This is a genomic window from Kitasatospora sp. NPDC001664, from assembly GCF_053596675.1.
The window spans coordinates 363,105-376,465 of the sequence record NZ_JBSFGS010000004.1 but is presented as its reverse complement, the minus strand read 5'-3'; the positions used below and the strand labels follow the sequence as shown (position 1 = coordinate 376,465).

The 13,361-nt window shown below is 69.0% G+C and carries 8 protein-coding genes; 6 read left to right on the top strand and 2 right to left on the bottom strand.

Annotated elements, in window-relative coordinates; translation table 11 throughout:
• The first annotated feature begins 347 nt into the window (after positions 1–347).
• The 5 genes from acnA to ACWCYY_RS08715 all read left to right on the top strand — a co-directional run bounded on the left by acnA (position 348) and on the right by ACWCYY_RS08715 (position 8,209).
• Entirely contained in the window at positions 348–2,993 is a 2,646-nt protein-coding gene (gene acnA, locus ACWCYY_RS08735) for an aconitate hydratase AcnA (protein ID WP_449795528.1), read from the top strand.
• Between the two features lie 153 nt (positions 2,994–3,146).
• Complete coding sequence (locus ACWCYY_RS08730) at positions 3,147–4,454, top strand: glycoside hydrolase family 18 protein (RefSeq protein ID WP_449795527.1); 1,308 nt, start codon at positions 3,147–3,149, stop codon at positions 4,452–4,454.
• Positions 4,455–4,830: 376 nt separating this feature from the next.
• A complete protein-coding gene (gene ngcE, locus ACWCYY_RS08725; protein WP_345290901.1) occupies positions 4,831–6,240 on the top strand; it encodes an N-acetylglucosamine/diacetylchitobiose ABC transporter substrate-binding protein in 1,410 nt (469 codons plus the stop codon).
• A 78-nt stretch (positions 6,241–6,318) separates the two neighbouring features.
• Complete coding sequence (locus ACWCYY_RS08720; RefSeq protein WP_345290902.1) at positions 6,319–7,251, top strand: carbohydrate ABC transporter permease; 933 nt, start codon at positions 6,319–6,321, stop codon at positions 7,249–7,251.
• Positions 7,252–7,264: 13 nt separating this feature from the next.
• Entirely contained in the window at positions 7,265–8,209 is a 945-nt protein-coding gene (locus tag ACWCYY_RS08715; protein WP_449795526.1) for a carbohydrate ABC transporter permease, read from the top strand.
• 63 nt (positions 8,210–8,272) lie between these two features.
• Here the strand turns inward: ACWCYY_RS08715 and pepN are convergent, their stop codons facing one another.
• Positions 8,273–10,837 carry an aminopeptidase N gene (pepN, locus tag ACWCYY_RS08710; RefSeq protein ID WP_449795525.1) on the bottom strand — a complete coding sequence of 855 codons (2,565 nt, stop codon included), beginning with the start codon at positions 10,835–10,837 and terminating at the stop codon, positions 8,273–8,275.
• A gap of 169 nt (positions 10,838–11,006) precedes the next feature.
• Here pepN and ACWCYY_RS08705 point away from each other — a divergent pair, with 169 nt between their 5' ends.
• The gene (locus tag ACWCYY_RS08705; protein WP_380149971.1) at positions 11,007–11,639 is read left to right on the top strand and encodes a mycothiol-dependent nitroreductase Rv2466c family protein; all 633 of its coding nucleotides are present in this window, start codon (positions 11,007–11,009) and stop codon (positions 11,637–11,639) included.
• A gap of 178 nt (positions 11,640–11,817) precedes the next feature.
• Here the strand turns inward: ACWCYY_RS08705 and ACWCYY_RS08700 are convergent, their stop codons facing one another.
• Positions 11,818–13,227, bottom strand: a complete 1,410-nt coding sequence (locus ACWCYY_RS08700) for an amino acid permease (protein ID WP_345289170.1) — start codon at positions 13,225–13,227, stop codon at positions 11,818–11,820.
• Between the last annotated feature and the right edge of the window lie 134 nt (positions 13,228–13,361).

Genomic DNA, 13,361 nt, shown 5'->3' with positions numbered 1-13,361 from the left:
CTCCCCCGTACCGGCCCCGCCCGGTGCGAGGCAGCCGATACCCAGACGCCCGAGCGCCCGGGCCGCGTTACGGCTCCGGCGAAGGTGACCTGATGTTGTGTGAGGGCGGTCCGAGCGGAACTTTGGACAGGTGCTCAAGGACGGCTGTCAGATAGGGGCATGCCTGACGTGGAGACGGCGCACCCATGCACTATGGTTTATCTCGACATCGAGATAACTCTGCGCTAGGGTCTATCTTGACGTCAAGATACTTGCCGAGAGGCGTACGCCTCCCAAGGTGGCGGCCAGGCCCAAGTTAGGGTCACCTTACCACCGGGTGGATCCAGAAGGACCAGAAGGAGTCAGTCGTGTCCGCGAACAGCTTCGACGCCCGCAGCTCGCTGCAGGTGGGCGACGAGTCGTACGAGATCTTCAAGCTCTCCGCCGTCGAGGGTTCCGAGCGGCTGCCGTACAGCCTCAAGGTCCTGCTGGAGAACCTGCTCCGCACGGAGGACGGCGCGAACATCACCGCCGACCACATCCGCGCGCTCGGCAACTGGGACGAGAACGCCCAGCCGAGCCAGGAGATCCAGTTCACCCCGGCCCGCGTGATCATGCAGGACTTCACCGGCGTGCCCTGCGTGGTCGACCTGGCCACCATGCGCGAGGCCGTGAAGGAGCTGGGCGGCGACCCGGCGAAGATCAACCCGCTCGCCCCGGCCGAGCTGGTCATCGACCACTCCGTCATCGCGGACAAGTTCGGCACCCCGGACGCCTTCGTCCAGAACGTCGAGATCGAGTACGGCCGCAACAAGGAGCGCTACCAGTTCCTGCGCTGGGGCCAGACCGCGTTCGACGAGTTCAAGGTCGTCCCGCCCGGCACCGGCATCGTCCACCAGGTCAACATCGAGCACCTGGCCCGCACCGTCATGGTCCGCGGCGGCCAGGCGTACCCCGACACCTGCGTCGGCACCGACTCGCACACCACCATGGTCAACGGCCTGGGCGTGCTGGGCTGGGGCGTCGGCGGCATCGAGGCCGAGGCTGCGATGCTCGGCCAGCCGGTCTCCATGCTGATCCCGCGCGTGGTCGGCTTCAAGCTGACCGGCGAGCTGCCGGCCGGCACCACCGCCACCGACCTGGTGCTCACCATCACCGAGATGCTGCGCAAGCACGGTGTGGTCGGCAAGTTCGTCGAGTTCTACGGCGACGGCATCGGCTCCATCCCGCTGGCCAACCGCGCCACCATCGGCAACATGTCGCCGGAGTTCGGCTCGACCTGTGCGATCTTCCCGATCGACGCCGAGACCATCAACTACCTGAAGCTCACCGGCCGCGACGAGCAGCAGCTCGCCCTGGTCGAGGCGTACGCCAAGGAGCAGGGCCTCTGGCACAACCCGGCCCACGAGCCGGTCTACTCCGAGTACCTCGAGCTGGACGTCTCCACCGTCGTCCCGTCGATCTCCGGCCCGAAGCGCCCGCAGGACCGCGTGATCCTGGCCGAGGCCGCGGGCAAGTTCGCCGAGGCCCTCCCGGCGTACTCCGCCGAGGCCAGCAAGCCGACCTCGGTGACCGCCCCCGACGGGTCCGAGTACCAGATCGACAACGGCGCGGTCGTGATCGCCTCGATCACCTCCTGCACCAACACCTCGAACCCCTCCGTCATGCTGGGCGCCGCCCTGCTGGCGAAGAAGGCCGTCGAGAAGGGCCTCACGGTCAAGCCGTGGGTCAAGACCACCCTGGCCCCCGGGTCCAAGGTCGTCATGGACTACTACGAGAAGGCCGGCGTCCTCCCCTACATGGAGAAGCTGGGCTTCAACCTGGTCGGCTACGGCTGCGTCACCTGCATCGGCAACTCGGGCCCGCTGCCCGAGGAGGTCTCCGCCGCGGTGAACGAGTCCGACCTCGCGGTCGTCTCGGTGCTCTCGGGCAACCGCAACTTCGAGGGCCGGATCAACCCGGACGTCAAGATGAACTACCTGGCCTCCCCGCCGCTGGTGGTCGCCTACGCCCTCGCCGGCAACATGAACGTCGACATCACCCGCGACGCGCTGGGCCAGGACGCCGACGGCAACGACGTCTTCCTCGCCGACATCTGGCCGTCCGAGCAGGAGGTCGCCGACACCGTCGCCGGCTCCATCGACGAGGAGATGTTCGCCAACGGCTACCAGGACGTCTTCGCCGGCGACCACCGCTGGCAGTCGCTCCCGGTCCCGACCGGCAACACCTTCGAGTGGGACGCCGAGTCCACCTACGTCCGCAAGCCCCCGTACTTCGAGGGCATGGCCAAGACCCCGAGCCCGGTGAGCGACATCGCCGGCGCCCGCGTCCTGGCCAAGCTGGGCGACTCGGTCACCACCGACCACATCTCCCCGGCCGGCAACATCAAGCCGGGCACCCCGGCCGCGCAGTACCTCACCGAGAACGGCGTGGAGAAGCGCGACTTCAACTCGTACGGTTCCCGCCGTGGCAACCACGAGGTGATGATCCGCGGCACCTTCGCCAACATCCGCCTGCGGAACCAGATCGCCGAGGGCACCGAGGGCGGCTACACCCGCGACTTCACCCAGGCCGACGCGCCGGTGTCGTTCATCTACGACGCCTCGCAGAACTACCAGGCCGCCGGCATCCCGCTGGTCGTCCTGGCGGGCAAGGAGTACGGCTCGGGCTCGTCCCGCGACTGGGCCGCCAAGGGCACCGCGCTGCTCGGCGTCAAGGCCGTCATCGCCGAGTCCTACGAGCGCATCCACCGCTCGAACCTGATCGGCATGGGCGTCCTCCCGCTGCAGTTCCCGGAGGGCCAGAACGCCGAGTCCCTCGGCCTCACCGGCGAGGAGACCTTCTCCTTCACCGGCGTGACCGAGCTCAACGAGGGCCGCACCCCGAAGACCGTCAAGGTCAAGGCCGGGGACGTGGAGTTCGACGCGGTCGTCCGCATCGACACCCCCGGTGAGGCGGACTACTACCGCAACGGCGGCATCCTGCAGTACGTGCTGCGCAGCCTGATCGGTTAATCAAGCACAGCAACGGCTGACACGGCTGACGCGAGGGGCCCGGACCGCACCAGCGGTCCGGGCCCCTTGTGCGTTCGCCCGCAATGGACTACACCTCTCAAGCAGCACTTGGTCCAGACCATTTGACGCTGTTTCAGAGATTGGGTCCCCCATATGCCCAGGCGAACCTCTGCACTGCTCGCGGCCGTCACGGCGGCCGCCGTCCTCGCCCCCACCGCCGCGTACGCCCACGACGCGGACCGCACACCGCAGCTGAAGGGCCAGCGGGTCGGCTACTTCACCCAGTGGGGCGTCTACTCCGGCTTCTCGTTCAAGAACGTCCAGACCTCCGGCCAGGCCGGCAAGCTCACCGTCGTCAACTACGCCTTCGGCAACGTCAGCGCCGAGGGCAAGTGCTTCGAGGCCAACGAGGCGGGCGTCGGCGACGCCTGGGCGGACTACCAGCGCCCGGTCGGCGCCGAGGAGTCGGTGGACGGGGTGGCCGACGCGGACGCCCAGCCGCTCAAGGGCTCGTTCAACCAGCTGCGCAAGCTCAAGGCCAAGAACCCCCAGCTGAAGGCCGTGATCTCGCTCGGCGGCTGGACCTGGTCCAAGTACTTCTCGGACGCCGCGCTGACCGACGCCTCGCGCAAGGCCTTCGTCTCCTCCTGCCTGGACCTCTACGTCAGGGGGAACCTGCCGCAGCTGGGCTCCGCCGAGGGCGGCCCGGGCTCGGGCCTGGGCGTCTTCGACGGCATCGACATCGACTGGGAGTACCCGGGCGGCGACGGCGACCCGGGGAACGTCTCGCGCCCCGAGGACGGCCGCAACTTCACCCTGCTGATGGCCGAGTTCCGGCGCCAGCTGGACGAGCTGGGGAAGAAGTCCCGCAAGCACTACCTGCTCACCGCGGCCGTCGCGGCCAACGACAAGGTGGCCGACCGGCTGGAGCTGCCGCAGGTGGCCAAGTCGGTGGACTGGCTGAACCTGATGACCTACGACCTGCACGGCCCGTGGGAGGGCAAGGGGCCGACCAACAACCAGGCCCCGCTGTTCGCGGTGAAGGGCGACCCCGCGCCGGTCCAGCGGAGCGCGGACAAGGCCGTCCGGCACTACATCGACAAGGGCCTGCCGGCCCGGCAGACGGTGGTCGGGGTGCCGTTCTACTCGCACACCTGGACCGGGGTGCAGCCCGGCCCCAAGGGCGACGGCCTGTTCCAGCCCGCCACCGCCTCCGGCGGCGACGTGGCCTACAAGGACCTGAAGGGCCTGCCGGGCGCCGTGCACACCGACTGGCGCTCGGGCGTCAGCTGGAAGTACGACGGGAACACCTTCTACACCTTCGACACCCCCGAGGTGCTGACCGCCAAGGCCGCCTACTCCCGGCTCACCGGCCTGGGCGGCGTGATGGCCTGGGCGCTGGACCACGACGACGCCCAGGGCACTCTGGTGAAGGCCCTTGACAAGGGCATGAAGTACTGACGTAGCGTCATCCCGGGTCCGGATGCCCATCTGCGCGGCTTCGCGCGTCACTGTTCTGTGATGCGCGAAGCTGCGCATTTCTATGTTCAAACGAACACAAGCGCGCTAGATTTCTGCTTGCCGACGGGGCCGCCAGGCAAATATGCAGGCTCCCTGCACATTGCACATGCTGCACCGCCGACAACGCTTTGGCTCCCACGAGTCACATCGGGCAGTCCGGCTATTGCCGCCAGATGAACAGTGGACTATACCTTTGCGCATCACGGAAACCGCCTCTGACCGGCCCCTTGGCCGCTAGGCGCGCCTCACCCGACAGGAATTGACGGTCCGTCAGCTCCTGCACGCATCTTCTGGACACCGAGGGGTTAGGGCACTCATGGGCTCTGCAACCGAGTACAACCGTCGTGATCTGTTCAAGCGCGCCGCCGCGGTGGCCGTGCTCGCGGCAGGCAGCGGCTCGCTGCTCACCGCCTGTGCCGGTGGCACCGGCGGCAGCGCCGACAAGGGCGCCAAGGCGGCCGGCGGCTTCAACCTGTCCGACGCCAAGAACCCGTTCGGCGTCAAGGAGGCGGACGGCCTCGAGGTCTTCATCTTCGACGGTGGATACGGCAACGAGTACGCCAAGGCCTTCGAGGCGATGTACTCGAAGCAGTTCCCGGGCGCCAAGATCAACCACCAGGCCGACAAGAACATCACCGACAAGCTGCAGCCGCGCTTCAACGCCGGCTCCCCGCCGGACGTCATCGACGACTCGGGCGCCAAGCAGATCAAGCTGGACGTCCTCGCCGAGTCCAACCAGCTCACCGACCTGGCCCCGCTGCTGGACGCGCCGTACATCGACGACCCGTCGAAGAAGATCCGTGACGTGCTGATGCCCGGCACCATCGAGTCCGGCACGGTCAAGGGCAAGGTCTACAACCTGTCCTACGTCTACACCGTCTGGGGCTTCTGGTACTCCGGCAAGCTCTTCAAGGACAACGGCTGGACCGCCCCGAAGACCTGGGCCGAGTTCATCACCCTGTGCGAGCAGATCAAGGCCAAGGGCATCGCCCCGGTCGCCCACCAGGGCAAGTACCCGTACTACATCAACGTCGTCATGATGGACATGATCGCCAAGCAGGGCGGCCTGGACCTCATGAAGCGGATCGACGCCCTCGACGCCGCCGCCTGGGACGACCCGGCGGTCAAGACCGTGGTCGACGCGTTCTTCCAGATCGTCGACAAGGACTTCCTGCTCCCCGGCACCAACGGCATGACCCACACCGAGTCGCAGACCGCGTGGAACCAGTACAAGGCCGCGTTCATCCCGTCCGGCTCCTGGCTGGAGAACGAGCAGCTGCCGACCACCCCGGCCGACTTCGACATGAAGTTCCTGCCGATGCCGTCGCTGCCCGGTGACAAGCTGCCCTTCGAGGCCATCCGCGCCGGTGCCGGTGAGCCCTTCATCGTCCCGTCCAAGGCCAAGAACGTGGCCGGCGGCCTGGAGTTCCTGCGCAAGATGCTGACCAAGGAGGCCTCGGCGAGCTTCGCCCAGACCGCCAACAGCCTCACCTGCCTCAAGGACGGCGTCGGCCCCGAGGTCAAGCTCAAGCCGGGCACCGCCTCGACCGTCGTCGCCATCAAGGCGGCCGGTGACAACACCTTCAACTTCCAGTACCCGAACACCGCCTCCAAGTTCGACGAGGACCTGCAGAACGCCTCGGGCGAGCTGATGGCCAAGCGCATCACTCCGGCGGAGTGGATCAAGCGCGCCAAGGAGTCGGCCACCAAGAACAAGACCGCCTGACCGGTCGGTATCACCACAGCGCCCCGGGGGACCCGAACCGCCCCCGGGGCGTCCGCCTGACGGACAGGAGAAGTGACCATGCGTCACGGCAAGTACCCCTTCATCGTGGGGTTCCTCTTTCTTCCGATCCTGCTGTACGTGGGCCTCGTGCTCTGGCCGTACGCGCAGACCTTCGGATACTCCCTGACCGACTGGTCAGGGGCGAGCCAGGAGATGAACTTCGTCGGCCTGGACAACTACACGAAGCTCTTCGGTGATGAGGTCTTCGGCAACGCCCTGTGGCACAACCTGATGCTGCTGGTGCTGCTGCCCGTCGTGACGATCCTGATCGCGCTGTTCTTCGCCTTCATGCTCAACGTCGGTGGCAAGGGCGGCACCGGCGGCGTCCAGGGCGTGAAGGGGGCCGGCTTCTACAAGGTGGTCTTCTTCTTCCCGCAGGTGCTCTCCATCGCGATCCTCGCGGTGCTCTGGGGCGCGGTCTACCGCACCGACCAGAGCGGCCTGGCCAACGGCATCCTGATCAAGCTGGGCCTGGCCACCGCCACCGACCCGGTGCAGTGGCTGTCCGACCCGGACATGGTCATGTGGTGCGTGCTCGCGGTGCTGGTCTGGTCCGGCGTCGGCTTCTACCTGGTGCTGTTCTCGGCCTCCATGCAGTCCATCCCGAAGGACATCTACGAGGCCGCCCTGCTGGACGGCGCCAAGCGCGGCCAGACCTTCTTCCGGATCACCCTCCCGCTGCTCTGGGAGACGGTCCAGACCGCCTGGGTCTACCTGGCGATCGTCGCCATGGACGCCTTCGCGCTGGTCGCCTCGATCACCCCCGGCGCCTACTTCGGCGGTGGCCCCGACCACCACTCCGAGCTGATCTCGACCTACCTGATGCGCAGCTTCCTGCGCAACGGCGAGGCGGGCTACGCCTGTGCCATGGGCGTGGTGATCTTCTTCTTCACGCTGATCCTGACCGTCGTCTCGCTCTGGGCCACCAAGCGCGACAAGATCGAGTACTGAGCGGGGACCTGTGATGGCGACTCTCGACAAGACCGCGAAGGTTCCCGGTCAGACCCGCACCGGCGGCAAGGCCGCCCCGGACCGCGGCCAGCGCTTCGGCGAGGAGGGCGGCGTCCTCAACGTCTTCTCGCACGGCTTCCTGGCGGTCTGGGCGGTCCTGATCGTCCTGCCGCTCGGCTGGGTGGTGCTCGGCTCCTTCAAGACCGACGCCCAGATCAACGGCTCCGCCTGGAGCTGGCCCGAGTCCTTCGGCTTCGACGCCTTCGGGCGGGCCTGGGAGAAGGGCATCGGCGGGTTCTTCGTGAACACGCTGATCGTGCTGGCCGGCTCGGTCACCCTGACCATGCTGCTCGGCTCGATGGCCGCCTACGTGCTGGCCCGGTACGAGTTCAAGGGCAACCGGGTCATCTACTACCTGTTCGTGGCCGGCTCGATGTTCCCGGTCTACCTGGCCCTGGTGCCGCTGTTCTTCATGGTCCGCAACCTCGGCGAGATCTCGCCGTACCTGGGCCTGAACAGCTACGCCGGCCTGATCCTGGTGTACGTCGCGTACTCGCTGCCGTTCACCGTGTTCTTCATGTACTCGTTCTTCCGCACCCTGCCGGGCGCGGTGCACGAGGCGGCGATGCTGGACGGCTGCTCGCACACCCGGGCGTTCTTCCAGGTCATGGTGCCGATGGCGAAGCCGGGCCTGATCAGCGTCGGCATCTTCAACATCCTGGGCCAGTGGAACCAGTACATCCTGCCGGTCACCCTGATGCAGCCCACCACCGCCGGTGAGGCCGACCACTCGATGCTGGCCCAGGGCCTGGTCAACCTGGCCCTGCAGTCCGGCTACAAGAGCGACGCTCCGGCGCTGTTCGCCGGCATGACGATCGCCATGCTGCCGGTGCTGGTGGTGTACCTCTCCTTCCAGCGCCAGGTGCAGGCCGGTCTGACCTCGGCCACCCTGAAGTAGTCGCGAACGACACCCGAGGGGCCCGGTCCGGGAAGGACCGGGCCCCTCGGCGTGCGTACGGGGCTAGGACCGGTCGGCGGCCTGCGCCCGCAGGGCGCGGGCCAGGTCGTCCCGGCACTCCAGCACCAGGCGGCGCAGCGCCGGAGCGGCCTGCGGGTGCCCGGCCAGCCAGGCGTCGGTCGCGGCCAGGGTGGCCTCGTCGGTCTGGAAGCGCGGGAAGAAGCCGCTCACGATCCGCATCGCGATCTCGATCGAGCGCTGCGCCCAGACCTCCTCGATCACCCCGAAGTACGGGGCGGCGTACCCGGCGGTCAGCTCCCGCTGCCCGGCCTGCGCGAAGCCGGCGATCTGGGCCTCGACCAGGGCGTTGGGCAGCTCGTCGGAGTCCATCACGGCGGCCCACGCGGTGGCCTTGGCCCCCGGGGTGGGCAGCGCGGCCAGACAGTGCGTCAGGTGCTGGCGGCCGCTGGCGGTGTTGTCCAGCTCCAGCTCGCCGTCGAGCTGCTCCGCGGTGGCCCGGCCGGCCGAGGCCAGCGCCAACCAGAGCGACCAGCGCAGCTCCTGGTCCACCGTCAGCCCGTCGATCCGGGCGCTGCCGGCCAGCAGGCCCTCGATCAGCTGCAGGTGCTCGGCCCCGTCGGCGGTCTGCGCCAGGAAGCGGGCCCAGGCCAGCTGGTGGTCACTGCCCGGCTCGGCGGCGCGCAGCTCGCGCAGCGCGCAGGCGGCCAGCAGGCGCTCGCCCTCGCCCCGGTGCTCCGGTGCGGCGTACAGGTCGAGCGCAGCCCGGGACTGCTGGTGCAGCGACTGCAGCACGCCGATGTCCGACTCGGTCCCGGCGAAGCGGTCCACCAGGTCCAGGTAGTCGCGGGTCGGCATCAGCCCGTCCCGGGTCAGGTTCCAGACCGCGGACCAGGCCAGGGCCCGGCTCAGCGGCGCCGAGATCTCGCCCAGGCCCTCGCGCAGGGTGGCCAGCGAGCGGTCGTCGAAGCGGACCTTGCAGTACGTCAGGTCGTCGTCGTTCAGCAGCACCAGCGCCGGGCGCGGCTTGCCGGCCAGCCCGTCCACCACGGTGCGGGCGCCGGTGACGTCCAGCTCGACCCGCTCGGTGCGCACCAGCGCGCCGTCGGTGTCGCGCTCGTAGAGGCCGACCGCGATCCGGTGCGGGCGGGACGGCTCGCCGTCCTGGAGCACGGCCAGCTCGGTGATCCGGCCCTCGGCGTCCACGGTCAGCTGCGGGGTGAGGACGTTCACCCCGGAGGTCTGCAGCCAGGCGGCGGCCCAGGACCTGAGGTCCCGTCCGCTGGTCTCCTCCAGCGCCACCAGCAGGTCGTCCAGCACCGTGTTCCCGAAGGCGTGCCGCTTGAAGTACTGGCGGGCGCCCTCGAAGAAGGCGTCCGCGCCGACGTACGCCACCAGCTGCTTGAGCACCGAGGCGCCCTTGGCGTAGGTGATGCCGTCGAAGTTGAGCTTGGCGTCCTCCAGGTCACGGATGTCGGCCGTGATCGGGTGGGTGGTCGGGAACTGGTCCTGCCGGTACGCCCAGGCCTTGCGCCGGTTGGCGAAGGTGATCCAGGCGGCGGTGTACTTGGTGCCCGCGCCGATCAGGCCGTAGGAGCCCATGAAGTCCGCGAAGGACTCCTTCAGCCAGAGGTCGTCCCACCACTTCATGGTGACCAGGTCGCCGAACCACATGTGCGCCATCTCGTGCAGGATGACGTTGGCCCGGCCCTCGTACGCGGCCTCGGTGACCTTCGACCGGAAGACGAACTCCTCCCGGAAGGTCACGCAGCCCGGGTTCTCCATCGCGCCGATGTTGTACTCCGGCACGAAGCACTGGTCGTACTTGCCGAAGGGGTACGGGTAGTCGAACTCGGTGTGGAAGAAGTCCAGGCCCTGCTTGGTGACGGTGAAGATCTCGTCCGCGTCGAAGTACTTGGCCAGCGACTTGCGGCAGGTGGCCGCGAGCGGGATCTCCAGCGTCGAGCCGTCCTCCAACTCCCGGCTGTAGTGGTCCCGTTCGACGTGGTACGGCCCGGCCACCACGGCGGTCAGGTAGGTGGAGATCGGCTGGGTCGGCGCGAACTCCCAGGTGCGCGCGGCACCGTCCTCGGCGGCCTCGGTGTGCACCGCGTTGGCGTACACGTCCCAGGCCGCCGGGGCGGTCACCGTGAAGGTGAACGGGGCCTTCAGGTCGGGCTGTTCGAAGTTGGCGAACACCCGCCGGGCGTCGGCCGGCTCGTAGTGCGTGTAGAGGTACGTCTCGCCGTCCACCGGGTCGACGAAGCGGTGCAGGCCCTCGCCGGTGCGGCTGTAGGCGCAGTCCGCCTCCACCACCAGCAGGTTCTCGGCGGCCAGCCCCGCCAGCCGCACCCTGGTCCCGTCGAAGACCTCGGCCGGGTCCAGCGCGGTCCCGTTCAGGGTGACGGAGCGGACCGCCGGCGCGAGCAGGTCGGCGAAGCTCGCCGCACCGGGCTCGGAGCACCGGAAGGCGATGGTGGAGGTGGACCGGAAGGTCGCGGCCGCCGGGTCGACGGCGGAGGTGACATCGAGGTGGACGCGGTAGCCGTCCACGGAGAGGATCGCGGCCCGCTGCTGGGCTTCCTCGCGGCTCAGGTTCTTGCCCGGCACGGGCGGTACTCCTTTGTCTCGCTCGTACGGTGAGGGTGGGGGGTCGTCCCCGGGGGCATCCTTTCACGGCCGCGCCGCTGTGCCATTGCACAGACTGGCGGAATCAGTGAGGTACCCCGTCGTGTTGCGTCAGGTTGGAACTGCCCCCGAACCCGCGAAGGATGCCTCCGTGACGACCGCCGACTCCAAGAAGATCGCCGACTTCTGGTTCGACCCGGGCTGCCCCTGGGCCTGGATGACCTCCCGCTGGATGCTCGAGGTGGAGCAGCTCCGCCCGGTCGAGACCCGCTGGCACGTGATGAGCCTCGCCGTCCTCAACGAGGGCCGTGACCTCCCCGAGCAGTACCGCGAGTTCCTGGACAAGGCCTGGGGCCCGGTCCGCGTCCTGATCGCCGCCGCCCAGCAGCACGGCGACAAGGTCCTCGGCCCGCTCTACACCGAGATGGGCACCCGCTTCCACAACCAGGGCCTGCCCAACGAGCGCGCCACCATCGAGGCCGCCCTGCTCGCCGCCGGCCTCCCGGCCGAGCTGGCCGACGCCGCCGACTCCACCGAGTACGACGACGCCCTGCGGGCCTCCCACGCGGAGGGCATCGGCCTGGTCGGCGAGGACGTCGGCACCCCGGTCATCGCCGTCGACGGCCCCGACGGCGACCGCGTCGCCTTCTTCGGCCCGGTGGTCACCCCCACCCCCCGCGGCGAGGCCGCCGCCCGCCTCTGGGACGGCACCGTCCTGGTCGCCGCCACCCCGGGCTTCTACGAGATCAAGCGCACCCGCACCGCCGGCCCCTCGTTCGAGTAGCCGCTGCACGCCCTGGGGCCTCCGGCCCCGGAGCCGCGTGCCCCGGGGCCGAAGGCCCCAGGGGCGCGGGGAACTGCGCGGGCTGGAAAGGCAGCACCTGCAACCGGCTGACGGTGAGTCAGTTGCAGGTGGGCCGCCTCCCGGTTCGCGCAGTTCCCCGCGCCCCCGGCATCACGTACTACCGCGCGGTCGTCCGTTGCTTCACCAGGCCGATGACCGAGAGGACCACCGCGAGGCCGGCCGTGAAGTAGAGCTGGGTGCGGTTGTCGGCGTCCAGCGTCATCAGGCCGAGCACCGCGACGACCCCCGCGAGGGCGACCCAGGTCAGGTACGGGAAGGCCCACATCCGGACGGTGAGCAGCTCCGGGGCCTCCCGCTCGAGCCGGCGCCGCATCCGCAGCTGCGCCACCGCGATGAACCCCCACACCACGAGCACCGCCGCGCCGACCATGTTCAGCAGCCAGGCGAAGATCGTCTCCGGCCACCAGAAGCTGAGCAGCACCGCGAAGAACCCGAACGCGGACGAGGCCAGCACCGCGATCCGCGGCACCCCGCCGTGCACCCGGGCCAGCGCCTTGGGCCCCTGCCCGCGCTGCACCAGCGAGAACACCATCCGCGAGGCCCCGTAGATGTTGGCGTTCATGGCCGACAGCAGGGCGATCAGCACCACCACGTTCATGACCTGCCCGGCCGCCGGGAAGCCGATCGCGTCGAGCACCGCGACGTACGGGCCGCTGGCGACCACCTCGGGGTCGTTCCACGGCACCAGCGTGACGATGACCGCCATCGAGCCGACGTAGAAGAGGGCGATCCGCCACATCGCGGTGCGCACCGCGGTGGCCACGCTGCGCCGGGGGTCCTCGGACTCGGCGGCGGCGATGGTGACGGTTTCCAGGCCGCCGTAGGCGAAGACCGAGGCGAGCAGGCCGGTGACCAGGCCGCTGGCGCCGTTCGGGAAGAAGCCGCCCTGACCGGTCAGGTTCTCCGTGCCCGGGGCCGAAGTGCCGGGCAGCAGGCCGCAGATGGCGAGCACGCCGATCACCAGGAAGGCGGTGATCGCCAGCACCTTGACGGCGGCGAACCAGAACTCGAACTCGCCGAAGTTCTTCACCGCGGCCAGGTTGGTGGCGCAGAAGAAGGCCATGAAGAGCGCGACCCAGACCCAGCTGGGCGAGCCGGGGAACCACTTGACCATGATCCCGGCGGCGCCGATCGCCTCGACCGCGACGCCGACGCACAGCAGCGTCCAGAACATCCAACCGACCGTCAGGCCGGCCCAGGGGCCGATCTCCCGCTCGGCGTGCACCGAGAAGGAGCCGCTGGCCGGGCGGGCGGCGGACATCTCGCCGAGCATCCGCATGACCAGCATGACCAGCAGACCGGAGAGCGCGAAGGCCAGCACGATGGAGGGGCCGGCGGCCGCGATGCCCGCGCCCGAGCCGACGAAGAGCCCGGCGCCGATCACTCCGCCGAGCGCGATCATCGAGAGGTGACGCTGCTTCAGGCCGTGCGAGAGCTGGCCGGTCGGCGTGGCGCCCGAGCCGGACTCGGTGGGCTCCACCGTCGGCGGGGAGGAGGGGGTGGGCATCAGGGTGGGTCCAGACGTGTGTACGGATTACGGGACGATCCGTCCACTATTCGGTAGGTCTTCTGGACATGCCAATACGCGCGCCCCGAAGACCGCGATCCGGACATCTTCCTGACCGAAAGTGAGCGAACGCC